Genomic DNA, 25696 nt, shown 5'->3' on the forward strand with positions numbered 1-25696 from the left:
GTATTCCAATCACACAATTTTGCTTGATTTCCTCCATCGTTTCTGGATGGTTTGCTGAGCTGCGTAACAGGAATGTTTCAGAACGTGCAATAGTCTTGTACCCGAGGCTGGGTATATAGCCTTGTGGTCCGAAATCCATTGGGAAAGGATAGTTTCATGGCACGCATCTTCATCAGCCCCAGCAAGTACATCCAGGGTCCGGGCGAGCTCGACAATCTCGGCACCTATACGAAGGCCTATGGCGCAAAGCCTCTCGTGATCATCTCCGCAGGCGGCATCCGCCGCTTCGGCGACCGCGTGAAGGCAAGCCTCTCCGATGCAGGCTTGGCGCCTGTCTTCGAGGAGTTCAATGGCGAGTGCTCGCAGGACGAGATTGACCGTCTCTCTGCGCTCGCAAAGTCGAACGAGGCTGACGTCGTGATCGGCCTTGGCGGCGGCAAGATCTTCGATACGGCCAAGGCAGTCGCGAATGCCGTCGACGCCCCCGTCGTGATCGTCCCGACGATTGCTGCAACCGATGCTCCCTGCTCGGCGCTCTCCGTCGTCTATACGCCGGAAGGCCAGTTCAAGGAGTACCAGTTCTTCAAGCACAACCCGAACCTCGTCCTTATGGACTCTGCCGTCATCGCGAAGAGCCCTTTGCGCCTCACGGTCTCCGGCATGGGCGATGCACTTGCCACCTACTTCGAGGCACGTGCCTGCAAGCGCTCCGATGCCACGACCTGCGCAGGCGGCCATGTGACGAATGCCGCCATGGCGCTCGCGAAGCTCTGCTTCGATACTCTCATGTCTGACGGCGTGAAGGCGAAGTGCGCCCTCGAGGCAGGAGCCCTGAGCGAGTCTGTCGAGAAGATCATCGAGGCCAACACGCTGCTCTCCGGTCTCGGCTTCGAGTCTGCCGGCCTTGCCGGTGCCCACGCTATCCACAATGGCATGACAGCCATGCCTGAGACCCACAAGATGTATCACGGCGAGAAGGTCGCCTTCGGCACGATCTCCCAGCTCGTGCTCGAGGATGCGCCGGAGCTCGACGAGGTGCTGCTGTTCTGCGTCGAGGTCGGCCTTCCTGTCACCTTCAAGCAGCTCGGTGTCGAGGATGCCTCCTTCGAGCGCGTGCTCGAGGTCGCAAAGCTTGCATGCGCCGACAACGACACGCTGCACAACATGCCGTTCGAGGTCACGCCGGAGAAGGTCGCCCATGCGATGCTCGCAGCCGATGCCCTCGGCCAGAAGGCGCTTGCCGACTGGAGCGACTAGCTTCGCCCACACAGAGTCAGGACAAGCGGTCCTCGCACCTAGGTGCGGGGACCGCTTTTCTGTGTCGTTGTCTCTCAACTCGACAGGCTTGGAGTACGAACTCGACAGGCACATCATCCAACTCGACAGCAAAGAAGGGCAGGCTCTGCAGCCTGCCCTTCTCCTTGAAGCTATGGATGAGTCCTTAGAGGACGCCTGCCTTGCGCTTTGCCTCGTCGATCTCCTTGAGCTGCTCAGGCGTCAGATGGATGGCACCTTCTCCTGTGCCATACGTCTTTCCGCCGTCAGCATCCGTCGTCTCGCCGTATGACGCATAGGCTCCCGTTGCCTTCGAGCCTTCGCGCACGAAGGAATCCTCGAGCTCGCCCGGGCGGCGCCTGTGGTAGACCGCACGCGGCAGCATGCTCTCATTCGTCACCGGATCGTCGGGGTTCTCGAGATGGAAGCTCTCGGAGCGTCCATTCTTGAAGTTCTCCTTTGCGACCGAGATCATGAGCTTGATGCGGTTCAGCTGATTGACCTCGGAAGCGCCCGGGTCGTAGTCGACAGCGACGATGTTGCTCTCAGGGTGCATCTGGCGCAGGCGCTTGATCACGGACTTGCCGACGACGTGGTTCGGCAGGCATGCGAACGGCGAGCAGACGATGATGTTCGGCGTGCCGGACTCGATGAGGTCGCACATCTCGGCCGTCAGGAGCCAGCCCTCGCCCATCGTGTTGCAGAGCGACAGCACTTCCTTCGCCTTGTCCGCAAGGCTCCAGATCGAGCCATACGGCTCGAAGCGCTCCGACTTCTCGAGCATCTCGTCGATCGGCTTCCTCATGCCCTCGATCGCATCGATGCCGATCTTGTGCGTGAGGCGGCTCGTCGCCTTCGTGCCGAGCTCCTCCTTCATGTTGATCTGGTTCGAGAGGCCGAACAGGAAGAAGTCGACAAGGCCCGGGACGTCTGCCTCGCAGCCCTCGTTCTCGATGACGCGGACAACCTGGTTGTTCGCGGTCGGGTGGAACTTCACGAGGATCTCGCCGACGACACCGACGCGCGGCTTCGAGCGGTCGTTCTCGAGCGGCAGCGCATCGAACGCCTTGACCGTATCCTCGCAGAGACGGTAGAACGGCTTCGGCGAAGCGCTGTGGGAGAGCTGGATCTTGGCACGCTCCATGAACTCGTCGTAGAGCCTGTCGGCGCTCCCCTCTCTGGCCTCATAGGGGCGCACGCGGTACGTGCACTTCATGAGGAGGTCGCCGTAGAGAAGGGCATAGACAGCCTTCGTGAGCAGGCGCGGGTTCTTGAGCGCCTTGAAGCCCGGGTTGCTCTCGTCGAGGTTCGTGGCAGCCGTAAGCGAGATGACCGGCACCTCGGGGTGGCCCGAATCCTTGAGCGCCTTCCTGATGAGGGCGATGTAGTTCGTTGCACGGCAGCCGCCGCCGGTCTGGGAGATCATGACAGCCGTACGGGAGAGATCGTACTTGCCCGAAAGGACCGCCTCCATGATCTGGCCCGTGACGAGGATCGACGGGTAGCAGATGTCGTTGTTCACGTACTTCAGGCCCGTGTCGACGGCCTTGTGGTCGACAGACGGGAGCAGCACGACGTTGTAGCCTTCGGAGCGAAGGATGGCTTCGACGATCTCGAAGTGCACAGGGGACATCTGCGGTGCCAGGATCGTGTAGCCCTCGTCCTGCATCTCCTCCGTGTAGCGTACCTTCTTGAAGGCAGCGCTCTTTGCCTCGCGGTAGACCGGCGTACGACGGGTGAGATCGGTCTTCCTTGCATGCTCGAGCGAGCCGTCAGCCATGTGGACGTTGACCGGTGCCACCTCATGCACCTTGCCGGCACGCGTCTCGCGCTCGAGCTCGGCACGTTCCTCCTTGAGGGCGGCCATGAGGGAGCGGACACGGATGCGGGCAGCGCCGAGGTTCGAGACCTCGTCGATCTTGAGCACGGTATAGATCTTGCCGGATGCCTCGAGGATCTCCTGGACCTCGTCGGTCGTGAGGGCATCAAGGCCGCAGCCGAAGCTCTGGAGCTGGATGAGGTCGAGGTCGTTCCTCTCTGCGACAAAGCGTGCCGCACGGTAGAGGCGGGAGTGGTACATCCACTGGTCGATGACGCGGATCGGGCGCTCGACAGGAACCTTGTGGGCGATGGAGTCCTCGGTAAGCACGGCGAAGCCGAAGCCATGCAGCATCTCGGGGATTGCATGGTTGATCTCGCCGTCGTTGTGGTACGGACGGCCTGCGAGGACGATGCCGTGGGCGTCGTTGTCCTCGATCCACTTCAGGGCATCGTCTCCTGCCTTGTGCATCGCGTTCTTGAAGTCGATGTCTGCCTGCCAGGCATAGTTCACGGCCTCGTCGATCTCTTCGCGCGTGATGTGGGAGCCACGGAAGCGGCCCTTGCCCTTGGCAGCATCCTCCTCGCGCTGGACAGAGACGACCTCGTAGAGCCTGCGCTTGAGCTCGTTCTTCTTGTCATACGGCAGGAACGGATCGAGGTACTCGACAGAGGGATCCGAGAGCTCGTCGATGTTGAGCTCCAGGGACTGCGGATAGGACATGACGATCGGGCAGTTGTAGTGGTTCGTGGCCGTATCGTCCTCGGCGCGCTCCCAGCGGATGCACGGCATCCAGATGAAGTCCGGATTCTTCGAGAGGAGGTTCATGATGTGGCCATGGCTGAGCTTTGCCGGGTAGCAGACGCTCTCGGACGGCATCGACTCGGTGCCTGCCTCGTAGGTCTTCCTCGTCGTCCTGTCGGACAGGATGACCGAGAAGCCGAGCTTCGTGAAGAACGCATGCCAGAACGGATAGTTCTCGTACATGTTGAGGGCGCGGGGAATGCCGACAGTACCGCGCGGTGCTGCATCAGGATCGAGGCATTCGCGGTCGAACAGCAGATGATTCTTGAACTCGAAGAGGTTCGGCGCCTTGCTCTGCTCCTTGACAGGCTTGCCGGAGCCTTTCTCGCAGCGGTTGCCCGTGATGAAGCGGCGGCCGTTGCCGAAGGAGTTGATCGTGAGGAGGCAGTTGTTCGAGCAGCGTCCGCAGTGGGCGTTCGTGTGCTTGACCTTGAGGCTGTCGATCTCCTCGCGGGAGAGGATGGTGGAGACACCGTCTGTACCAGCACGGTCGCGGGCGAGGAGCGCTGCACCGTAGGCGCCCATCGTGCCTGCGATGTCCGGCCTGATCACGTCGCGGCCAGTCAGGAGCTCGAAGGCACGCAGTGTCGCGTCGCTCATGAACGTGCCGCCCTGGACGACGACGTACTTGCCGATCTCGTCGTAGTCGCGCAGCTTGATGACCTTGAAGAGGGCATTCTTGATGACAGAGTAGGAAAGGCCGGCAGCGACATCGCCGATCGTAGCGCCTTCCTTCTGGGCCTGCTTGACGCGGGAGTTCATGAAGACGGTGCAGCGGCTGCCGAGGTCGACCGGGTGCTCGCCGTGGACTGCTGCCTTCGCGAATTCCTGTACCGTCATGCCCATGGAGTCAGCGAAGTTCGCGATGAAGGAGCCGCAGCCCGAAGAGCAGGCCTCGTTCAGGGCGATGTGCTCGATGATGCCATTCTTCACCTGGAGGCATTTCATGTCCTGGCCGCCGATATCGAGGATGAAGTTGACATCGGGCACGAAGGCCTTGGCGCCACGCAGGTGCGCGACCGTCTCGATCTCGCCGGAGTCTGCCTGCAGGGCTTCGATCAGGATGCCCTCGCCGTAGCCGGTCGTCGTGACATGGCCGATCGTGCAGCCTTCCGGCAGATGGTCGTAGATGTCGTCCATGATCTTGCGGGCGGTGCCGAGGACATCGCCGTTGTTGTTGTCATACCACGTGTAGAGGAGCTCGCCGTCCTCGCCGACGACAGCTGCCTTCATCGTCGTGGAGCCGGCGTCGAGGCCGATGAAGACACGGCCCTGGTAGCCCTCGAGCGTGCCCTTCGGCACGACCTGTGCGTCGTGGCGGGCACGGAACTCCTGGTAGTCCTTCTCCGTCTTGAAGAGCGGGTCGAGACGCGCGACCTCGGAGCCCTGCGTGTCGCCGAGGCTGTCGAGCTTGTCGATGACCTCCTTAAACGTCACGGTATCGGTGGACTCGCCCGCAAGAGCTGCGCCGGTAGCGACAAAGAGGTGTGCGTTCTCGGGGACGATCCTGTGCTCCTCATCGAGGTTGAGCGTGATGTAGAAGCGCTTCCTCAGCTCGGAGAGATACTGGAGCGGGCCGCCCAGGAAGGCGACATAGCCACGGATCGGGTGTCCGCAGGCAAGGCCGGAGACCGTCTGGTTCGCGACAGCCTGGAAAATCGATGCTGCCACATCCTCGCGTGCTGCGCCCTCATTGAGGAGCGGCTGCACGTCGGACTTCGCGAAGACGCCGCAACGGGATGCGATCGGATAGATGTGCGTCGCACCCTTGGCAAGCTCGTTCAGTCCCGTGGCATCCGTCTCCATGAGGGAAGCCATCTGGTCGATGAAGGCACCGGTGCCGCCGGCACACGTGCCGTTCATGCGCTGCTCGATGCCATTGTCGAAGTAGATGATCTTGGCGTCCTCGCCGCCGAGCTCGATTGCGACATCCGTCTCGGGAATCAGGGACTCGACGGCACGCTTCGAGGCGATGACCTCCTGGACGAACTCGACACCGAGCCACTTGGCGAGCAGCATGCCGCCGGAGCCCGTGATGGAGACGCGCATCTTTGCATCTCCCAGGACCTTCTGGGCCTTGCGGAATACCTCACGGGCCGTTGCCTTCACGTCCGTGTGGTGGCGCTCATAGTTTGCATAGACCAGATGCTCGTTCTCGTCGATGACAGCGAGCTTCACCGTCGTGGAGCCGACATCGATGCCGAGACGAAGACGGGCGTGGCGGAAATCGGCACGCTGCTTCGGCTTGAGCTCGGCACCCTCCTGCACGAGCGGCATCGCATAGTGGGCATTGCGCTCCGCCTGGACGGAATTGCCATTCTCGGTCATTCCTGCATCTCCTTCTTCTCCTGTGCCAGGTCTGCCAGATCGTCGAGGCAGGGCACGCCGAACTTGATCTTCTTGCCGTAGAGGTCGCCGGGGCGCACGAACATGAGCGCGGTCATCACGCATGCCATGAGGTGCGCCGGCTCTTCCATGCCGCTGCGCATCCAGCGCAGGAGCACGCCGACCTCGGCCGATATCGCGAATGTCAGATAGTAGTCGAAGAGCTCCTGGGGAATATCGAATACGACGCCTTCCTCGGCACGACCGCAGACGATCTCGAAGACTTTCTCTTTGATCTTCTCGACGAATCCCGGATCTCCGCCTGCACCCAGAAGGGCCGGCAGATAGCTTCTGCGCTCCTGGAAGTACTCGAGGAGCTCGACAGAGCCCGGGCACGGCTCGAAGTTCGAGATGGCGTCCTGGAGCTCGTCGAGGTTCGTCCTCGCAAGCCTCCTCACGAGGCAGCCGACTTCGGAGACGGTCTCCTCCTCGATCTGCCCAACGAGATCGTTGATGTCCTTGAAATGCGAATAGAAGGTACGCCTCGTCACGCCTGCCGTATCGGCAACCGCCTTGACCGTGACACGGGAGAGATCTCCTGTCTCCTCGATCTGGCGGGCAAGAGCGTCGCGCAGCGCCTGGCGCGTACGCACCGTGCGCCGGTCCTGGCCGGCACCGACGAGCGAAAGCTGCCTCTCTGCAGTCTGAGCCGTCATTTCAGGCACGCTCGCGGCCTCCTTTCCTGCTCTGTTTTTCACAGTGTGTGCAGAATTGCGCACTGTGCGTAGTATTGCACACCGTGAGCAAGAAATTCAGCCATTTGCGGACTGCACAGAAGCGGCACAGAGATGAAGCCTCAGCGTCCCGCAGCCTGCTGAGAGCAATCGTCGATGAGGCCTGGCTTGCGCGTGAGCGGCAAGGTCTTCTCGAGGTAGGAGATGCTTCTGGGCCAGGATGTCGCACAGACCGAGCCGAAGAGCGTGTCGAGCACATACTGCACAGCAAGATGCGACGCGAACTGCGTGATGCGCCGCTGGTAGCGCTCGGCATCGCTCACGAAGAGATAGCCGTCAAGGCCGGGATTGAGACGCGCTGCAGCAGGTGTTCCCACAAGAAAGGTCGGGACACCCCGCTCTGAGAGCACGGGAAGCGCACGTTCGAGTGCCATGGAGACGCCTGAGTAGGAGATGCCTATCGCGACACAGTCCTTCCCCATCAGGAGGGCGCAGCGGATCTGCCGCTCGGTATCTGCCTCGCAGCGTGCATCGATTCCGACAGAGAGCAGGCGGTCTGCGAACATGCTTGCCGGATAGCGGTTGTGCGATTCCGTGAAGAGCGCGACCTGGCGGGCCATGCAGATGAGGGATGCAGCGTGCTCGACCGTATCCATATCGAGCATGGACTGGGTCTGGGCAAGCGTCTGCTCGAAGACGGAGCGTATGCTTGCAGCCACCTCCCCTGCCGTCCATCCTTCGCCGAACGGAAAGTTGATGTCGGCTGTGCCAGCAGCCTGGGCACGCTCCAGGGAGCGCGCCATCTCGATCTTGAGCTCCTTCATGCCTTCGAGGCCGAGCTTGCGGCAGAGGCGGTGGATCGTCGCGATCGAGCAGTGGGCAGCCTGTGCGAGCTCCTTGATCGAATAGTCCGAAAAGCGCGGTCCGAGGCAGAGGATCGTATGTGCCAGCTCCTGCTCTGTCGGCGTGAAGCCTTCTGCCTCCCGCATCTTCTGCACGACATCCATGTCCCGCTCCTTTCCCCACAGAAGAAAAGTATCAGAAAGTGTCAGCCTGTGCCGTGGCCATCTGCCTTCAGACGAAAAGAAGTCTCCTTCTGCGCCCAGAACCTGGAGGGCGCACCTCTCATTCCCTATGCTTGAAAGCGATGGAGGTGCCTGCACGAGCAGGCAGGAAGAAGGAGGAAAGCTATGGGCAAGGGATTCCCGGAGGGCTTCTATTGGGGCGGCGCTACTGCTGCAAACCAGTTCGAAGGTGCCTGGAACGTAGACGGCCGCGGACCGTCTGTCGATGACCACTTCACGGGCGGCACGAAGGACAGGCCGCGCACGATCACGGTCGATATCGAGCCCGATGTGCTCTACCCGAACCATGACGGAATCGACTTCTACCACCACTACGAGGAGGACATCGCGCTCTTCGCCGAGATGGGCTTCAACATGTTCCGCATGTCCATCTCCTGGTCGCGCATCTTCCCGAACGGCGACGACGAGCAGCCGAACGAGCTCGGCCTTGCCTTCTATGACAGGGTTTTCGACTGCTGCAAGGCTCATGGCATCGAGCCGCTCGTGACGCTTTCCCACTACGAGATGCCCTACCACCTCGTCGAGAAGTACAACGGCTGGGCTAGCCGCGAGCTCATCGGCTTCTTCGAGAAGTACTGCCAGACCGTCTTCGACCGCTATCACGACAAGGTGCGCTACTGGCTCACGTTCAACGAGATCAACTGCGGCACGATGGACATGGGCAACCTCTTTGAGACGTCCATGATCCGCGGCTTCGCAGGTCCTGCCTCCGAAGCGCACACGACCCCGCAGGAGCGCTACCAGGCACTCCATCACCAGTTCGTGGCCTCTGCCCGCGTCGTGAAGTACGCGCATGGGCACTATCCTCAGTTCCGCATGGGCAACATGGACTGCTTCATCCTATCCTACGCCGCAACCTGCGACCCCAAGGACGTCCTTGCAAACGAGTCCGAGATGCGCCGCATGAACTGGTACTGCTCCGATGTCCAGGTCAGGGGCTGCTATCCTTCCTACGCAAAGCGCTTCTGGCGCGAGAACGATATCAGTCTCAAGATCGAGGACGGCGATCTCGAGGACCTCAAGGAGGGCACAATCGACTTCTACACGTTCTCCTACTACATGAGCTCTGTCGTCGGCACGCACGACGTGAAGCAGGCAGCAGGAAACATGACGTTCGGCGGCGTGAACCCCTACCTCAAGAGCACCGACTGGGGCTGGCAGATCGACCCGGATGGCCTGCGCTTTGCCCTGAACGAGATCTATGACCGCTACCAGATTCCTCTGATGGTCGTCGAGAATGGCATGGGCGCCCTCGACAAGGTCGAGGGGGATGGCTCCATCCACGATACGTACCGCATCGATTACCTGAAGAGCCATGTCCGCGCCATGCGCGAGGCAGTGGATGACGGAGTGGACCTCAAGGGCTACACCTGGTGGGGACCGATCGACCTCGTCTCTGCTGGCACCGGCGAGATGCGCAAGCGCTACGGCTTCATCTACGTCGACAAGCACGACGACGGAAGCGGCACCTACAAGCGCAGCCGCAAGGACTCCTTCTACGCCTACCAGAAGATCATCAAGTCGAATGGCACTGAAGGCCTCGACTAGGGCAGCAAGCCAGAGCTGACATATAATACGGACACCAGAGAGGGCCGGGATGCATGTCCCGGCCCTCTCTATGTTCAATGCCCCAGCTTCTATTCAGGAATATATCTCATCTGTGATTACATCGGTACCTGTGCAATATACCAATTAGCAAGGTACCATGCATTTAGACGACGGAAAGACAGACGGACCGCCCCATTTGCCAGCAAGCACGTCCTGCAGCATCTCATCAAACGAGCGGCAGCGTCTGTAGCGCTCCGGATATTCCTTCATTGCATCGAATTCCGCCAGCACTGCCCTGGTCCCTTCAGAAAGGCACACCCCTTCCTCGAGCGGCTTCTCGCTATGCTCAGATAGCTGCTTGGAATCAGCATCATGTGCCAGCATTGCACTGCCCTTTCCGTCTGGAAGTCTGTCATTGCAGCATTCAAAATGCCACTTCCGCATAGACCAATCAACACAAGCTCACTTCATTGAAGGCGATCGACCTGCCTCCGAAGAAAGGAATCCATCTTATGGATACGAACAAGACGAACGAAGAGAACGAGAATATCGGTACCGAAACTGCCACAACGGCAGAGGCTCCCCGCCACGACCACCGCCATGAAGCCGGTCATCATCACGATGAAGATAGCCGCCACATCCATAGCCATCATCATGGCGGAGATGCCGCCGAAGCCGGATATCATTGCCACCACCATCACCACCACGATGGAGAAGATGGCGCAGACGAGCACCATTGCCGCCACCATCATGGTGATGCAGCCGGAGATGAACATGAGCACTGCCATCACCACCACGGCGACGACGATGAGTTCCATGGCAAGCATCGCCACCATCACGGTGAGCACGGCCACTTCAATGGAGAGGATGGTGCTGCCCATCACGGGCATCGACACGATGACGAAGAGATGGGTGATGGCCACCGCGGTGGCGGCTACAGCGCCGACGAGGAGGGGCTCGTCTGTCCCTGCATGGGAACGACGAAAGACGAGATCTTCGAGGCTGTGGCAGCAGGAGCGCGGAACATCGAGGATGTCGAGCGCGCAACTGGCGCAGGCACCCGTTGCGGTCGCTGCCGCGCTGCCGTCGCAGCAGTTGTCGAGGAGGCACTTGCCCAGACTGCATAGGCTGCAGAGGCAGGCAATGGCATCCGAAGGAGGCAGGGCTTAGGCTCTGCCTCCTTCTTCCCGTCAGAAGCTTTCTGCCGTATCCGGCGTGAGCGATTCGGCCACAGCCACGCAGACCTTGGCCGCTTCCTCGATATCATCGAGGGCGCAGATGGCACATCCTGCATGGACATAGCGGCAGGGAACTCCTGCCACGACGCTCGGCACATCGAGCATATGTGCAGGGCCTCCATCGGTGCCGCCGCCCTCGCGCACGCTCGTCTGCACCTTGAGGCCATGCTCTCTTGCCGTAGCCAGCACGTAGCGCTGGTACCTTGGGTTCGTTATCATGCAGCAATCGAAGTAGCGAAACATCGGGCCTTTGTGGAGCGCTGCCTGGATATCGTCTGCTTGCTGGAAGGTGTCATCTGCCGGGCAGCCCTCGAACATGAAGGCAAGCTTTGGCTGGAAGGTCCTGACCGCAGCGGCAACACCGCGCTCCCCTACCTCCTCCATCGACGAGATCGAGGCCACCACATCGAAGGGCAGGTCTTTCTTCGAGAGCTCCCGGAGTGCAAGGAGCATTGCCGCGACACCTGCCCGGCAGTCGAAGGCCTTGCCGAAAGCAATGCCGTGCTCCTTGTCGTATTCAAACTGCGTCGCCGGCACGAAGGGCTCGCCCATGCCCATATGGAAGCGTTTGATAGCCTCTTCCTTCGATGTGGCACCGCAGTCGAGGATGAGCTCCTCTCTGCCGGCAGCCTTCTCCGCTTCGCTCATGAAGTGCGGCGGCTTCACGCCGATGACGGCACGGACCCACGTGCCTTCTGTCGTGCGCACGAAGACATCCTGTCCTGCCAGCACGTGGGGCGAGAAGCGCCCGAGCTCGACGAAGCTCATGGTGCCGTTCGAGCGGATCGAGCGGACCATGCCGCCGACCTCGTCTCCATGGGCATCGAGCATGAGGACCGGCTTCGTGCCGCTGAAGCTCCTGGGATAGATCAGGGCATCCATCAAAGAATTCGTCTTCACATCAGCCCAGCCGGCGCAGAACTCCTTTGCTACAGCCACCGTCTCATCCTCGAAGCCCGAAGGCGACTTCGCAGAGCTCAGCTTTCCCAGAAGCTCTGCCACCTCATCGCGTACCAGATCCATTGCATCCTCCCTCTCCCAGATTCGGCCTCTACCATAGCCCAAGCCCTGGCATCTCGCAGCAGGCACGTCTCTTCAGTCACCAGCTGGAAATGCATCGCGGCAGCACCTCATGCCTTCGAGGAGTACAGTCGTTATGCACGGAACTCCAGAGGAAGGCAGGGACATATGCCAGAAGATTCAGCAGGGACAGGCACGTCTGCAGGCAGGAGCGCGCTTGCCGATGCGGCAGCGCACAAGATCTCGTCGCTTCTTGCAGCAGCATTCCTCGAGCAGGAGCAGCGCACTCCTGACGAGTCAAGGATCTATGGTGCAAAGCTCCGCGAGGAAGTGCCAGCAGAGGCCCAGGCCATGTGGCCGCCGAAGAGCCAGGCACGTCCCGATCCGCTCGGACTCCTCGAGAGCCAGGCAGCCGATCGCGTCCCGGAGCTCCTGCCGATCCGCTACGAGCGCATGGCACAGGATCCCTTTGCGTTCTACCGAGGCTGTGCCCTTCCGATGGCAGGAGACCTTGCCACGACGCCTATGACGCCTTTGCGTGTCCAGGCATCGGGAGACGCCCATATCGCAAACTTCGGCATCTTTGCAACGCCGGAGCGCCAGCGCGTCTTCGACCTCAACGACTTCGACGAGACAGCACGCGGCCCCTGGGAGTGGGACCTGAAGCGTCTCGCAGCCTCTGTCGATGTCTGTGCCCGTGTGCTCGGACTCTCAAGAGAGAAGACCGACAAGGCCGTACGTGCCTGTGTGAACACCTATCACCAGGCAATGGCACAGTTTGCCGAGATGGGCAATCTCGAGGTCTGGTATGCCCAGGCAGACACAGACCATCTGAAGGCCCTTGCCGAGGAAGTGGGCGGCAAGTCGGAGCGCAAGGCCTTCGAGAAGACGCTCAGCAAGGCAGAGCGCAAGAACAGCGCCCGCGCGGTCCAGAAGTTCACGGAGGTCGTGGACGGGAAGCTCAGAATCGTGAGCGACCCGCCCCTCATCGTGCCGCTGCGCGATGTTGCCCAGAAAAAGGTCTCCGAGAGCGGCTTCAAGGAGACGATCATGCGCGAGCTTGCCCTGGACACGAGGTTCGCTCATGAGGACTCGGCAGCCAGACTCATCCGCCTAATCTTGAAGGGATACCGCGCTTCCCTGCCCGATAACAGGAAGGCGCTCCTTGACTCCTACCACGGTGTCGATATTGCCCGCAAGGTCGTGGGCGTGGGGTCTGTCGGTCTCAGGGCCTGGATCTGCGTCTTTGAGGGAGCGGATGCTGACGACTCCCTCGTGCTCCAGATCAAGGAGGCCGTGCCCTCCGTCCTCGAGCGCTATGTCGGGAAGAGCGGCTATGCCGAGCAGGGGCAGCGCGTCGTAGAAGGACAGCGCGCCATCGAGGTCTCCTCGGACCTCCTTCTGGGCTGGACGAGGCTTCCTGCCGAGGATGGCCGCATGCATGACTACTACGTACGCCAGCTCTGGGACGGCAAGGGGGCGCCTGACCTCACGAAGATCGATGCCCACCGCCTGACACATCTTGCTGCCCTCTGCGGCTGGACGCTTGCCCGGGCGCACGCAAGAACCGGCGACCGCTTCGCTATTGCCTCCTATCTGGGACGCGACACGGCGATGGACGATGCCTTCTGCACGTTTGCCCATGCCTACGCCGACCAGACCGAAGAAGACTATGAGGCGTTTCTCGCTGCCAGGAAGCAGGGCAGGTTCTGCTAAGAGACGCATGGAAACGCAACAAAGCGGAGAAGCCCATGCTTTCGGGCTTCTCCGCTTTGCCATCTCTTGAAGTGCTTCTCTAGCCTGCAAACGGCGTGAGGTTGGCTACAGCTTCCTCGACGCTCATGCGCCTGCCGTCGTGATCGAGATCGATCAGCACGTAGCGGTCATTGCCGATGCCGAGCTCCTTCATATAGGAGAGCTGCCTGAGCCCGTGCCTTGTTGTCATCCTCTCCACGAGGTCGTGGTTCTCTTCCGGCTTCATCGCGAAGACCATATCGACCGAAGCCTGGTCTGCCGCAAGCATATCCGTCGAGGCAAGGATGCCGACATTCGGCGTCACGACCGGCTGGGCATGGACGCCTTCGCAGTCGCAGGAGACCGACATGTTCCTGAGCACGTTCACGAAGGTGATGGAGCGTCCCTCAGACGAGAAGAAGTCTACGGTCGCCTTTGCAGACTCGCTGATGCGCTCCATGAGCTCCTCTTCGGCAATATCCCACATGTTGGACGACCCCGGCGTCGTATGGATCTGTGCCTTGCCGCGGCGGCCGTCAGCGCAGCCGATGCCGATGTTCTTGTTCGAGCCGCCGAAGCCACCCATCGTATGGCCTTTGAAGTGCGTGAGCACGACCAGGGAGTCATAGCTCAGCATGTGGTCGCCCACACCGATCGTGTCGAACCATTTGCCGCCCAGAACCGGCAGGTCTGCCACGCCGTCCTCATCCATAATGTCGACAGGGCAGAACGTCCAGCCATTGACCTCGAGCGTCTTTCGGTGCTGCTCGGTCGTATAGCGGTCGCCCTCGTAGTAGGTGTTCGTCTCGACGATATGGGAATCCTGAAGCTCAGGCTCCTTCTCACGAAGAGACTTGACCCAGTCCCTAGGAAGGATGTTCGGTCCATGCTGCTCTCCGGTGTGGAGCTTGAGCCCCACCTTCCCGTGGATGTTGCCATTCACCTGCTCATAGGCACGTGCCAGGCCCTGGGCAGAAAGATCGCGGGTGAAATAGACGATCGATTCGTTGCCCGTGCGTTCCTCATAGGGGACATAGATATTCCGCCTGTGCCGGGCTGGGGCTTCGCTCCCATGCTCCACCTCTTCCTTCCGAAATCCGTTGCTCCCATCATGGGGACAATGGATGCATCCAGACCGTCCTCTTTAGGCATACTGCTCTACAAGCTTCGCAAGACGAGCATCCGATGCGCCATTCAGGAGCACGCCTGATTCGACGTGAGCTCCCGGAGCAGACGGCGCAAGGTCGCGCGTAGAAGCTGCTGCATTGCTTCCGCCCGAGGTTGCAAACGGCACGATCGTCTTGCCCGAGAAATCAGCTGACTCGAGGAACGTGTTCACGATGTTCGGTGCCGTGTACCACCAAATCGGGAATCCGACATAGACGACGTCGTAGCCAGACACATCAGGCATCGTGCCCTTAAGGGCAGGACGGATGCTGCGGTCATTCTTCTCCTGTGTCGTGCGCGAATGGCGGTCGCGCCAGTTGAGGTCTGCCGACGTATAGGGCGTCTCAGGCTCGATCCTGAAGAGGTCTGCCCCTGCCGCTTCTGCAAGACGTTCTGCCACGCGCTTTGTCGTGCCCGAAGCGCTGAAATATGCCACCAGGGTGTGGGCCATCTGCAATATCCCCTCTCTTTGTTTTCTGCATCAAGCGTAAGCCAGCCTGCCGCCCGTGTGAAATGCCTAGAGAGGAAGCTTGCCATGCTCTGTCCGTATGGCAGGGCTGCCCGACCAGCTCAAGCCGCATCTCCTGAGACGGCCCGAAGCCTCAGGAACGGGACCGGCCTGTCTGCCAGATTACTGCAGCATGAGAGGCAAAGCAGGATCCGAAGGATCCCCTGAAACACGCCTCTCATGCCATAAGCCAGGACAGGAACTGGAAGAGATGGCATGAGCCGCTATTTCTTCAGGACCTTGCGGAAGGACGAGGATCCATGCCCGAAATGCACATCGAGGCGGTAGCGGTCTGCACGGGACAGGATGTAGGCAAGCTCGTAGGGAATGCCAGACGAAGAATAATTGATGCGCACGAGCTTGAGCGCTGCGGCATTGCGCCGGGTCCCGAGCATCCGCGCCTGCTGGGCATCGAGCGTCACTGCTTCATATATGCCATCCATCGAAGCGGGGACCAGACCTTCCCTCTCTGCCAGCACACGCTGCAGCGACCCCTCCAGATCCTTTCTCTCGAGGCAGGAAAGGCGGCATTGCGGTATATAGATGCAGTGGTAGGATACGGGCATCCCGTCGGCAAGCCTGACCCGGCGTATCTCCCAGAGCGGGTCTCCTTCCGCGACTTCGAGCGCGGAGGCCTTCTCCCGGTCTGCTGCAATCTGGCCGAAGCCGATGATGCGGGAGCCAGGCGTTCTTCCTTGGGCAAGCATCTCTGCCGTGAAGCTGTAGCCATAGCCATCCGAGGCGTTCGAGATGGCAGAGAGGACATACGTGCCACGTCCGGGCGTCCTTGAAACCAGGCCGTCTTCCGCAAGCGCCTCATAGACAAGCCGTATGGTCGTCCGCGACACGCCCAGGCCATCTGCCAGCTGCCGCTCCGCAGGAAGGCGGCTCCCCTGTACAAGGGCGCCTGCCGCTATGAGCTGCCGTATGCGGCTCTCAATCTGTGCCCGAAGTGTCAGGGAAGATGCCGGATCGAGTCCGTCCTGCACGATGAGCCCAAGCGCATCCATTGCCGCTCCTTTGGTTTCATCTTGGCATCATTGGTATGTATCCATAATACCTTTTGTGCTGGCAGCGCGCAGTGACGCTGCCGCCTCCTCTACGCTGGTGCCACAGAGCATGAAAGGGAGGATCTTCATATGGCAGCAATCAAGGCCCTGTTCAGCGATATCGATGGCACGGCCATCAGAAGCGACCACACCATGAGCAAGGCGGTAGCGCGCTCTTTCAGGGACTGCATGGACCGAGGATGCACGGTCGTGCTTGCCTCTTCAAGAAGCCCCCAGGGCATGATGCCGCTCGTCAGGTCGAACGGCCTCGAAGGCGTCTGGATATCAGCGTATGGCGGAGGGCTTTTGGTCGACGAATGTGGCAGGACGCTTGCCGAGCACGGATTCGGCCGCGCACTTGCGCTTTCCATCGTGCAGTTTGTCGAAGAGCGCTTTGGCGATGCCGCTGCTGCAGGGGTCTACACCGCACAGCACTGGTATGTGAAGAGCAGAAAGGATCCCCGGATTGCGCGCGAGGAGCGCATTGTCCAGACGACTTCCCAGGAAGGAGGGCCCGAAGCGCTCGAAGAGGACGAGACCGTCGGAAAGATCCTCTTCATCTGCAGACCCGAGGCCACCCTTTCTGTCCGCGATGCCCTGAGGCAGCGCTTCGGCGCGCTCCATGTCTCGACATCCTCCGACATCCTCGTCGAGGTGAATGCCGCGGGTATTTCGAAGGCAACCGCCGTCGCCGATGTCTGCTCCAACCTCGGCATAGCCCCCGCAGAGACTGCCGCCATAGGCGATGCAGCGAACGACCTTCCGATGCTCGACGCGGCGGGCATAGCCATTGCGATGGGAAATGCAGTCCCTGCGGTCAAGGAGAAGGCAGACTTCGTCTGTGGCACGAACGACGAAGACGGCGTCGCCGAAGCCTGCGCCAGGCTCTGGAGGAGCTAGCTGCCATCCGGCAGGAACATGAAGCCGCCTCCCCGGCGGAGCGGAGAGGCGGCGATGAGATCATTTCTTCTGGGGCTGCCGTCCATAGAGGATCTTGAGCGCCTGCTTTGCCTGTGCAAAGTCCGAAGCAGCCGATCTTTTGGCAGGAGCTTTCTTCTCCTGGGGGGCGCCGATGGGCTTTCCGGTCTTCTCGTCGATCGGGCGTCCTGTGGCAAGATCGATGCCTGCCGCACGCAGGAGCGCCGCGACGTTTGTCTTGGCATGCGCGATGCCGACATGGAAGACGGCACTGATTGCGCCTGCGAGGACAACGACGATGATGCCTGCCACGCCCGCTTCGAAGGGTCCGCCATAGGTGAAGTGCCACAGGCCGAGGATGACACCCAGTGCCAGAAGGCCGTAGAAGAGCCGGGCCCAGGTCTCAAGCCGCTGGATCGCATCGGTCTGGGCCCTTGCCTCGCTCACGAGCTGAGCGCGCTTTTCAGCCTGTGCATCGTGTCCTGCCATCGAAGTGCCATCCTTTCAGATTCTGGCCAGATACAAAAGGAAGGCAGGTATATACCCTGCCTTCCTTCTTTCCAAAACAGCAGCTGTGCCTAGTAGGACAGGCCCGGATCGAAGAAGCCGACCAGGACGCCGACGAAGGCGATAACGACCATGATGAGCATGACCTTCGTGGCGGAGACCTTCTTCTTCGTCATGAGCCACCAGCAGAGGTAGACGAAGACGAAGTTCAGGATCTTCGGGTAGATGCCGGAGCCAAAGACATTGAGCGTGACGGCGCCGGAAGAAGAGAGGGCATCGGCAGAGACAGTCTGCGAGCTTGCCCAGAGAACCTTGGACAGGGGTCCGAGGCCCGGGAGGATGAGTGCCGTGTCGATGGAGATCCACGTTGCGGCAACGGCGCCGATTACGATGGTGCCGACCATGATGATGGAGTTGCGCAGAGCTTCGGACTGCGGGCCGACCAGTGCCTCGACTGCCGATCCGCCGAGCTCATAGCCACGGCGATAGGCGAACTTCATGCCGAAGTACATGATCGCGTTCCAGGCCACGATGTAGAAGATCGGGCCAAGGACAGAGCCGCCCTGGGCAAGGCCGAGTGCAATGCCCAGAAGGATGGGGATGAAGGTGCCGACGATGATGGAGTCGCCCAGTCCGGCGAGCGGGCCCATGAGGCCGGCGCGGATGCCGTTGATGGTCTCGTCCTCGACAGGCTCGCCGTTTGCACGTGCCTCTTCGAGGCCTGCGGTCAGGCCGACGACCATGGTGCCGATCTGCGGCTCGGTGTTGAAGAAGGTCGTGTAGGTCGTAAGCGCATTGACCTTGTCTTCATCCTTCTCGTAGAGATCCTCCACGATAGGAAGCATTGCGTACAGATAGCCGAACGTCTGCATGTGCTCCTGAGAGAAGCAGGTGAGGTTGCCGTAGGCCCAATTGTGGAAGGACTTCGCAAGCGCCTTCTCGGACAGCTTCTTGTTCATATCTGCCATGATCAGATGTCCTCCTCTTCGTCGTCATCGTCGTCGCCGGAAGAAAGGGCAACGGTGCCATTCTTGAGCTGCGTCCTGAGCTGCTGGATCTCGAAGTTGATCATTGCGAAGAAGACAGCGATGATTGCAGACGCGATGAGGTTGCAGTGCAGCACTGCAGCGAGCGTGAAGCCGAAGGCGAACGTGATCCAGTCAAGCGGCTTAGTGATGACCTGCTTGCAGAGGATGCCGATACCGACAGCAGGAAGCAGGGAGCCGACGGTGAACAGCGTCTTCATCGCGATGCCGTCCATAGGCAGGTAGTCCTTCATGACCTGGACCATGCCAGCGCCTGCGAGGCAGATGATGAAGGTCGGGAGGAAGGAGAAGAGGATGTGGGAAATCCAGGGGTAGACGACGTCGACCAGAGGAATGGTCTTCTTGATCTTGTTCCAGTCCTTCGTCTCCATGACCTTCCAGCCAATGCCCTGCCAGACAAGGTTGAGCGTTGCGGTGCCATAGAACAGGACGGTGCCGAGGGTGCCGACTGCTGCGCCGAGTGCTGCAGCGAGGTTCGCGGCCTCAGTGGAAGCAGGGTCGAGCCCCTGTGCGTGGATAGCAAGAATCGAAAGCGGGATGCCGATATAGGTGACGGCACGCACATCGGCGGAGACCGTTCCGCCCGGGGTCACCAGTGCGATGTAGACGACCTGGATTGCAGAGCCGACGATGATGCCGGTCTGGACATCGCCCAGGATGAGGCCGACGACAAGGCCGCCGACCAGAGGACGGCCGAGCGTATAGTTGCCTATCGTCGTGCCGCCCATGCCGGGCAGAGATGCCAGGCAGGCAAATACGCCGAGCAATGCTGCCTGGAATACGTTGATTTCCATAGCGTTCCTTTCTTCGTACAGAGGCAGAAGCTGTGCCTACTTGAGATCGAACTGGCCGCGGAACTTCGACCAGGGGCCAATCGAGTTGTCCTTGAGAAGCGCGAAGACAACGTCGTAGCCCTTCTTCGTGATGTCCTCAAGCGCCTGTGCCTCCTCGGGAGTGATGGACTGGTTGTTGCCCAGCTTCACGGCACCCGGACGGTCGTTGCACGGACCGACGATGACGGTCTTCACGTCGGAGGGGACAAAGCCCAGGTCGCAGAGGATCCACTTCATATCGAGCGGGTTCTTCGTGATGAGGAAATAGCGGGAGCTGCTCTCGAGCACCTTCTGTGCCTTCTCCTTGAAGTGCTCCTTGGTCCAGACGAAGATCTTCTTGTCAGGAGCTGCGCCTTTGTAGGCAGACTTCAGCACCTTGTTCGATGCCGCAGCATCGTTCACGGCAATGATGCCGTCGCAGGGGTACTCCAGTGCCCATCTGGTGACGGTCTGACCATGGATCATGCGATCGTCGATGCGGACAAATGAAATCATGTCCCCTCCCCTTTCTTTGCCCGGAGCCCTTCTGGCTCCGTTCTGCGCCTCTTACAGGTCTTCCTCGTCGTCCTCGTCGTCGCCGAGGTCGATCTCGATTTCGCGGATGGCCGCACGTCCCTCATCGACAATCTGGGAAGCCAGCTCGTCGAAGGCGACGTCGTCGCCCATCACAGCAGTGATTGCCATAGGCAGGCTCAGGCCGCCGAAGGCATGGGTATGAGCAAGAAGGCCCTTTTCGGTGAGGACATTCATCGTGTTCGTCAGCGGAGAGCCGCCGATAACATCGCCGAGCACGACAATCTCGTCGTCTGCGCCAACAGGCGCCAGAACCTCCTTGAGGTTCTCGACGAACTTGTCTGCCCCCATGCCGTCAGGCATGTTGCACACGAGCACGTTGTCGTGATGTCCCACCAGCATGTCTAGAACGCTCGATACGCCTGGTGCCATCGTTCCATGGCTTACCAGTAGCAGGTATCTCATAGCCAATCCTCCCACTCGGCCAAGACGCTGCAGATGCAGCACACTGTTCCAGCTCCCGGGCAGCTGCAGTACAATGTACTGTGACATTTATAGCACGGCTCCAGTACGTTGTACTGGGTATTCTTGAACAGCGGTGAACGGTAGCCTATTTAGCGCAAGCGGTATTTTCGTTAACCAATGCAGGTCTGTAAGTCATCAATGCAGAAGTTCTCCACAACAGCAACCGGGGACCGCATGGATGCGGTCCCCGGCGGCAGAAGTCACATCAGCTGACTGGACGAATCAGAACGAGACCCCGTGCTGCTCGCAGATCGAGATGTATTCATCCCGGTGTTCCGGCTCGATTGCCGGAAGCAGGACGCCGCAGAGCGCATCTGCCATGCGGATCGGGCGGGCATTCTTCGTATGGTCTGCCTTTGCGTCGAGCACCCAGCTCGACTCGACCGTCACGATCGTCGATGCCATCACGCCGAGACTCCAGTCCGAGAGCTTGGTGCTCAGATAGCCATCCTTGCGCAGGCGCTTGAGCCCGCGGGTATAGTAGCTCTGGAGCTCGCGGGACAGGAGCGAGCTTGTGAGACGGCGCGACTTCTTCTGGCCATTCTTTCCCCGCTTCGTGACGGGGACCGCCGTTCCGAGCTTGAAATAGAAGGGGTAGCGTTCTGCCATCTCGCTGCCCATGACAAAGAGGTCGACGAAGCGCTCAAGCAGCTCATGGCCTTTGAGCGTCGTATCCAGGAGCGCGATATAGCCTTCAAGCGGCTCCGACATGACGGCTTCCAGAAGATCTGCTTTTGTATGGAAGTGATAGGTCAGGTTGCCGATCGTCGTGTCTGCGGCAACGGCAATCTCTCTCAGAGAGACTGCGTCATAGCCTTCCGCATTGAACAACGTGACCGCTGTTTCCTCGATTCTTTGACGCGCACTATCCATTGAGCAACCTCGTCGTCGAGCCTCTCGCTTCGCTGTGTAGGATACCCTAACTCTTCAGGACGGTCGCAGGACCACGCAAACTGAACATCGCGTCTCTTCCACAGCAACTGCACTGAACCGGACTATCATGGATGAGTCTGTGTCAGCAGAAATGCCATGCAGCCAGCCAGTGCTTCGGAATGCGCCGCTCGACGCCCATCCTCTGCGAGACCGGCTCGAACCTGCTGGCCGCGAGGGGCACGCAGTCTTCCTGAGACATGGCCACCCATCTAGGCCTCAGGATCTGATGCCACCAGAGATTCCGAAGGATTGCCTGGCGCCTGCCTCCCTGCTTTGGCAGACCCTTGCCCTTCTGCATAATTGTAAAGTTGCTATACTAATAAATCCATATCAAATATTAAATATGCGTTGGATGCATACCCTGCTCGGCAGCAACGAAAGCCTTGGTACGCAGCAGGGAGGCTGCGCCTGCGCTCCGGGCAGCGTTCGGACATATTGCCAGGACAGCCAGGCGTGCCTCCCCTAAGAGCATCAGAGTCGGTCCTCCCTGAGCGCATGGGCACGGCACTGGATCATGAGGTGCCTTGCACAGGGCTGCGAATGGCCTGTGCAGATTCGATGACGGCTGCTGAAAAAAAGCAGCAGACCTGTCCAGAGAACATGTCCCGCTCCGCATGCCGATGATTTGTCTCGGAGCTCCTCCTCAAAGGCTCAGGTTCGATGATTTCTTGCCATTCCATCCAGGGCTGGTCTGCCAGAGAGCCTCACGGCCTCCAGGAGCAGCCAGCCTCATCGAACCGGCACAGATCCGCTCTGGAGGACAGGTCTTCGCCTGTCCAGGCAACGTGCCGCCAGGCACCCATTCGGCCATGTCTCTCCAGCTTCCCTGCTCGCTGAGCAAGCGCTGCATTCCCGCCGGACGGAAAGGCCGGCGATACCATCGCCTTGCCGTGCCATGGCAGCACAGACTGTCATGACGTGTTTTCTGCCGTTCTGGACAGCTGCAGCCACTCCTTGGCTGATAATTGTTCTGAACTGGGAAACAGGTCGTTTTGATGCATCTTGCAGTGGAGCGTTGCTATGGAGATAAGGACTCTCAGATACTTCTTGGCGGTCGCCCGCGAAGAGAGCATGACAGAGGCAGCCAATGTCCTGCATGTGACACAGCCGACGCTCTCGCGCCAGATTGCGGAGCTCGAACAGGAACTGGGATGCACACTCTTCAGGCGCACGAACCGCTCGACGACGCTCACCGAAGACGGCATGAGGCTCCGCCAGCGTGCAGAGGAGATTCTGGCGCTTGTGGAGCAGACCGAGTCCGAAGTGGGTCCTGGTGCAGAGCTCCAGGGCACGGTCCGCATCGGCGCAGCAGAGACCCAGGCCATGTCTTCTGTGGTCGAGGCATTCCGCCAGCTCCAGGCACTCCACCCCAAAGTCAATCTCAACCTCTCGACCGGCAATGCCGACACGATCGAGGAGCAGCTCGAACGGGGCGTCGTGGATTTTGCTGTCGTGCTCGATCCCTTCAAGGTCGACAAGTACGACCACCTCGAGCTTCCCCGGAAGGAACGTGTCGGTCTCCTTGTTCGTCCTGACCACCCGCTGGCACGAAAAGCCAGCGTCCATCCGGAAGACCTCGAAGGCCTCGACCTAATGGTCTCCTCCCGTACGGCACACGAGACCTTCGACCTCATCTCCTGGTCTTCTGGTGTGCTCCAAGAGGGAAGCTGCCACATCGTTGCCCGCTTCGATATGATCGGCAACGCCCTGCTGCTTGTACGCGATGGCCTGGCTTCTGCCATCTCGATCGAAGGCGTCTGCCCTGACGACCTTGTCTTCGTGCCTCTCGAGCCGGCGCTCACAGCAGGCGCCCACCTCATCTGGAAGAAGTTCCGTCTCCTCTCGAAGACAGGAGAGGCCTTCATCAGCGAGATGCGCCGCGTCGTAGCCGAGTGCTGAAGAGGTTCCTTTCCTTGTGCAGTTCAGACAGGATTGCAGAGTCTCAGAACGTGGCACTGTCATCCGGCTGCCGAGCAGGAGCCTGGCAGGCGCGAAGCAGCGGATTCTGCCATTTAGTCCACGCGTCGCAGGCACGCTCCTCCAAGATCTGGCTGGCTGCAAGACGACTGTCAGTGCTTGGTTGTGCCGCCATGTCCCGGACGCGGCTTCTTTGGCTTTGCGGCAGCTGCAGCTGGTGGCAAAAGCACCTCATGCATGCTGCCAGCATCTGATAGCACGGAGCAGGAGAGCCCGACAGCTCTTCCCGTCTTTGCCTTCGTGCAGAGGAACAGGCAGCCTTACCTCTGCCCGTTCCGTGCATGCAGAGCCTGCCCGCTACCGGATAAGCCACACAGCAGACTCCGGATGCCGAGATGTTCCAGCTATGGGAAGAGGGCCTGGAGCAATGGTGCCTCCAGGCCCTCCCGTCTGGCCATCTCTAGGCAAGTGCCAGGTAATCCTTGTCCTCGACCGGCTCGAGCCACTCGTTCGTGGCGCCCTCTGCCGGCACCGCGAGCGCGATGTGCTGGAACCAGGAATCCTTTGTTGCGCCATGCCAGTGCTTGACCTCGGGTGCAATGCTCACGACATCGCCCGGCGTAAGCTTCTGGACCGGCTTGCCCCACTCCTGGTACCAGCCCTCGCCTGCGATGCAGATGAGGACCTGGCCACCCTTGTGATGCACGTGCCAGTTGTTGCGGCAGCCCGGCTCGAAGGTCACGTTGCAGGCACCAAGCTGCGGGTCTCCGAGCGATGCCAGATAGCTGTTGCCGATGAAGAACTTCACATAGGCCGTATTCGGGTCGCCCACCGGGAAGTCCTCGGAAAGGCCTTCGGGAGAGGTCACGGCGCCTTCCTCGTCCTCGGTCCAGACCTGCTTCGCGAGGTTGAAGACAGCCCAGCCCTTCGGCCAGCCGGCATACATCGTGACATGGGTGATGAGAGCTGCGATCTCGGCACGCGTCACGCCGTGCTTCTTTGCGTTCTGGAGATGGTAGAGAAGCGAGGAGTCCGTGATGCCCTGTGCCATGAGGGTCGTGACTGTGAGCATGCACTTCGTCTTCGTGGAGAGCGCTTCCTGGTCCCACACCTCTCCGAAGAGGATATCGTCGTTCAGATGGGCGAACTCCGGTGCGAAGGTTCCGAGCTGATCGCGTCCTGCTGTCTGCTTCATTGCAATCCCTTTCCTCATCCTGCTCTGCGCAGGAAGCCTCATGCGTTCTCCGACTTCTTGAGCATGTAGATCAGATAGTCGAGATGTTCGAGCTTCTCCTGCTCTGCGTGAAGGCTCTCGAGCCTTCTGTTCCGGCAGCGGCTCAGAAATGCAACCTGGGCAGCCGTGCCAGAAAGGCCTGCGAAAGCCTCGACGTCCGCTTCGGTGAGCCCAGTATCTTCAGGCCTGACTGCGCTGTATGCATCCATTGCCGTCCCTTCCTCTCTCTTGCCGCTTACAGCATAGGATTGGACAAGCGCAATGTGAAATGCCTATCATGCTGACTCTGCAATAGTAGATATGCATAGCAAGAGAGGCATCAAGAAAGAGCCTTGCGCACCTCATCCTGGAGCGCCGGCACAACCTCCGACTCGAACCAGGGGTTCTTCTTCATCCAGATCTGGTTTCTGGGAGACGGATGGACAAGAGGGAAGGCTCCTGGCAGATAGTCCTCATATCCCCGCACGATATCGGTGAGCTTCACCTTCTGCGGCAGCTCCAGATAGTGGTGCACGGCATAGGTCCCCACAAGCACGAGGAGCTTCACGTCGGGCATCTGAGAGAGCAGAAGCGGGTGCCACTTCTCGGCAAATCCTGCACGTGGCGGCAGGTCTCCTGACTTCCCTTTGCCCGGGAAATAGAAGTCCATAGGAAGGATTGCGACCTGGGCAGGGTCGTAAAAGACGGAAGGCTCCATCCCGAGCCAGGACCTCAGGCGCTCGCCGCTCTTGTCGTTCCAGGGGATATGCGTCTCCTCTGCGATGCGCCCCGGTGCTTGGCCGACGATCACGACACGGGAGGTAGCAGAGGCCGTGTAGAGCGGATCTATCCCCCGCTCTGTATAGGACACGTTCTGCTCGTCCTGCCTGATTGCCTCATAGATCTCTGCGAAGTCCATATGCACCCTCTTCCCTGCGAAAAACGGGCTCCCGGCTCGCTGCCGGAAGCCCGTCTCAGATCCAGT

At 60.2% G+C, this 25696-nt stretch carries 23 protein-coding genes; 6 read left to right on the top strand and 17 right to left on the bottom strand.

Features of this window, described 5'->3' with window-relative positions; all coding sequences use genetic code 11:
• Positions 1 to 156 precede the first annotated feature (156 nt).
• Positions 157 to 1257 (top strand): glycerol dehydrogenase, encoded by a 1101-nt coding sequence (locus ABVS03_RS03165; protein ID WP_330973035.1) that lies wholly within the window; start codon positions 157 to 159, stop codon positions 1255 to 1257.
• A 184-nt stretch (positions 1258 to 1441) separates the two neighbouring features.
• Here ABVS03_RS03165 and ABVS03_RS03170 read toward each other — a convergent pair whose 3' ends face one another.
• From ABVS03_RS03170 to ABVS03_RS03180, 3 genes are all read right to left on the bottom strand, one after another.
• On the bottom strand, positions 1442 to 6226 hold the full coding sequence (locus ABVS03_RS03170; protein WP_368018002.1) for an acyl-CoA dehydratase activase-related protein: 4785 nt from the start codon (positions 6224 to 6226) through the stop codon (positions 1442 to 1444).
• The gene (locus tag ABVS03_RS03175; protein ID WP_330973037.1) at positions 6223 to 6939 is read right to left on the bottom strand and encodes a TetR/AcrR family transcriptional regulator; all 717 of its coding nucleotides are present in this window, start codon (positions 6937 to 6939) and stop codon (positions 6223 to 6225) included. The genes ABVS03_RS03170 and ABVS03_RS03175 overlap by 4 nt, the downstream gene beginning before the upstream one ends.
• Before the next feature lie 140 nt (positions 6940 to 7079).
• A complete protein-coding gene (locus ABVS03_RS03180; RefSeq protein ID WP_368018003.1) occupies positions 7080 to 7964 on the bottom strand; it encodes a MurR/RpiR family transcriptional regulator in 885 nt (294 codons plus the stop codon).
• Between the two features lie 183 nt (positions 7965 to 8147).
• Between ABVS03_RS03180 and ABVS03_RS03185 the strand changes: the two genes are divergently transcribed.
• Complete coding sequence (locus ABVS03_RS03185; RefSeq protein ID WP_368018004.1) at positions 8148 to 9590, top strand: glycoside hydrolase family 1 protein; 1443 nt, start codon at positions 8148 to 8150, stop codon at positions 9588 to 9590.
• 467 nt (positions 9591 to 10057) lie between these two features.
• Here the strand turns inward: ABVS03_RS03185 and ABVS03_RS03190 are convergent, their stop codons facing one another.
• Positions 10058 to 10513 carry a hypothetical protein gene (locus tag ABVS03_RS03190; RefSeq protein ID WP_368018005.1) on the bottom strand — a complete coding sequence of 152 codons (456 nt, stop codon included), beginning with the start codon at positions 10511 to 10513 and terminating at the stop codon, positions 10058 to 10060.
• Here ABVS03_RS03190 and ABVS03_RS03195 point away from each other — a divergent pair.
• A complete protein-coding gene (locus ABVS03_RS03195) occupies positions 10499 to 10717 on the top strand; it encodes a (2Fe-2S)-binding protein (protein ID WP_368018006.1) in 219 nt (72 codons plus the stop codon). The two genes, ABVS03_RS03190 and ABVS03_RS03195, sit on opposite strands and share 15 nt — an antisense overlap.
• A 63-nt stretch (positions 10718 to 10780) precedes the next feature.
• Here ABVS03_RS03195 and ABVS03_RS03200 read toward each other — a convergent pair whose 3' ends face one another.
• Positions 10781 to 11851 carry a M42 family metallopeptidase gene (locus ABVS03_RS03200; protein ID WP_368018007.1) on the bottom strand — a complete coding sequence of 357 codons (1071 nt, stop codon included), beginning with the start codon at positions 11849 to 11851 and terminating at the stop codon, positions 10781 to 10783.
• Between the two features lie 165 nt (positions 11852 to 12016).
• Between ABVS03_RS03200 and ABVS03_RS03205 the strand changes: the two genes are divergently transcribed.
• On the top strand, positions 12017 to 13564 hold the full coding sequence (locus ABVS03_RS03205) for a DUF2252 domain-containing protein (RefSeq protein WP_368018008.1): 1548 nt from the start codon (positions 12017 to 12019) through the stop codon (positions 13562 to 13564).
• 79 nt (positions 13565 to 13643) lie between these two features.
• Here ABVS03_RS03205 and ABVS03_RS03210 read toward each other — a convergent pair whose 3' ends face one another.
• From ABVS03_RS03210 to ABVS03_RS03220, 3 genes are all read right to left on the bottom strand, one after another.
• Positions 13644 to 14663: a DUF362 domain-containing protein gene (locus tag ABVS03_RS03210; RefSeq protein WP_368018009.1), complete on the bottom strand. Its 1020-nt coding sequence runs from the start codon at positions 14661 to 14663 to the stop codon at positions 13644 to 13646.
• A gap of 63 nt (positions 14664 to 14726) precedes the next feature.
• Positions 14727 to 15200, bottom strand: coding sequence for a flavodoxin (locus tag ABVS03_RS03215; RefSeq protein ID WP_368018010.1), 474 nt, complete (start codon positions 15198 to 15200; stop codon positions 14727 to 14729).
• Positions 15201 to 15481: 281 nt separating this feature from the next.
• Entirely contained in the window at positions 15482 to 16267 is a 786-nt protein-coding gene (locus ABVS03_RS03220; protein ID WP_368018011.1) for a GntR family transcriptional regulator, read from the bottom strand.
• 129 nt (positions 16268 to 16396) lie between these two features.
• On the opposite strand from ABVS03_RS03220, the gene ABVS03_RS03225 reads away from it, so the two are divergent.
• The gene (locus tag ABVS03_RS03225; RefSeq protein WP_368018012.1) at positions 16397 to 17206 is read left to right on the top strand and encodes a Cof-type HAD-IIB family hydrolase; all 810 of its coding nucleotides are present in this window, start codon (positions 16397 to 16399) and stop codon (positions 17204 to 17206) included.
• 60 nt (positions 17207 to 17266) lie between these two features.
• Here ABVS03_RS03225 and ABVS03_RS03230 read toward each other — a convergent pair whose 3' ends face one another.
• The 6 genes from ABVS03_RS03230 to ABVS03_RS03255 all read right to left on the bottom strand — a co-directional run bounded on the left by ABVS03_RS03230 (position 17267) and on the right by ABVS03_RS03255 (position 21521).
• Entirely contained in the window at positions 17267 to 17713 is a 447-nt protein-coding gene (locus ABVS03_RS03230; RefSeq protein ID WP_368018013.1) for a hypothetical protein, read from the bottom strand.
• An 89-nt stretch (positions 17714 to 17802) separates the two neighbouring features.
• Positions 17803 to 18699, bottom strand: a complete 897-nt coding sequence (locus tag ABVS03_RS03235; RefSeq protein ID WP_368018014.1) for a PTS system mannose/fructose/sorbose family transporter subunit IID — start codon at positions 18697 to 18699, stop codon at positions 17803 to 17805.
• 2 nt (positions 18700 to 18701) lie between these two features.
• Positions 18702 to 19571: a PTS mannose/fructose/sorbose/N-acetylgalactosamine transporter subunit IIC gene (locus ABVS03_RS03240; protein ID WP_368018015.1), complete on the bottom strand. Its 870-nt coding sequence runs from the start codon at positions 19569 to 19571 to the stop codon at positions 18702 to 18704.
• Positions 19572 to 19607: 36 nt separating this feature from the next.
• Positions 19608 to 20105 carry a PTS system mannose/fructose/N-acetylgalactosamine-transporter subunit IIB gene (locus tag ABVS03_RS03245; RefSeq protein ID WP_368018016.1) on the bottom strand — a complete coding sequence of 166 codons (498 nt, stop codon included), beginning with the start codon at positions 20103 to 20105 and terminating at the stop codon, positions 19608 to 19610.
• A 51-nt stretch (positions 20106 to 20156) separates the two neighbouring features.
• Positions 20157 to 20588: a PTS sugar transporter subunit IIA gene (locus ABVS03_RS03250; protein ID WP_368018017.1), complete on the bottom strand. Its 432-nt coding sequence runs from the start codon at positions 20586 to 20588 to the stop codon at positions 20157 to 20159.
• Positions 20589 to 20870: 282 nt separating this feature from the next.
• Entirely contained in the window at positions 20871 to 21521 is a 651-nt protein-coding gene (locus ABVS03_RS03255; protein WP_368018018.1) for a TetR/AcrR family transcriptional regulator, read from the bottom strand.
• Positions 21522 to 22601: 1080 nt separating this feature from the next.
• On the opposite strand from ABVS03_RS03255, the gene ABVS03_RS03260 reads away from it, so the two are divergent.
• A complete protein-coding gene (locus tag ABVS03_RS03260; RefSeq protein ID WP_368018019.1) occupies positions 22602 to 23480 on the top strand; it encodes a LysR family transcriptional regulator in 879 nt (292 codons plus the stop codon).
• A gap of 478 nt (positions 23481 to 23958) precedes the next feature.
• Here ABVS03_RS03260 and ABVS03_RS03265 read toward each other — a convergent pair whose 3' ends face one another.
• The 3 genes from ABVS03_RS03265 to ABVS03_RS03275 all read right to left on the bottom strand — a co-directional run bounded on the left by ABVS03_RS03265 (position 23959) and on the right by ABVS03_RS03275 (position 25630).
• A complete protein-coding gene (locus tag ABVS03_RS03265) occupies positions 23959 to 24693 on the bottom strand; it encodes a carboxymuconolactone decarboxylase family protein (RefSeq protein ID WP_368018020.1) in 735 nt (244 codons plus the stop codon).
• A gap of 38 nt (positions 24694 to 24731) precedes the next feature.
• Positions 24732 to 24941, bottom strand: coding sequence for a hypothetical protein (locus ABVS03_RS03270; RefSeq protein WP_368018021.1), 210 nt, complete (start codon positions 24939 to 24941; stop codon positions 24732 to 24734).
• 110 nt (positions 24942 to 25051) lie between these two features.
• Positions 25052 to 25630 carry a uracil-DNA glycosylase family protein gene (locus ABVS03_RS03275; protein WP_330972815.1) on the bottom strand — a complete coding sequence of 193 codons (579 nt, stop codon included), beginning with the start codon at positions 25628 to 25630 and terminating at the stop codon, positions 25052 to 25054.
• Positions 25631 to 25696 lie beyond the last annotated feature (66 nt).

The sequence above is a fragment of the Olsenella sp. AGMB03486 genome (genome assembly GCF_040884255.1).
Taxonomy (GTDB): domain Bacteria; phylum Actinomycetota; class Coriobacteriia; order Coriobacteriales; family Atopobiaceae; genus Olsenella_L; species Olsenella_L kribbiana.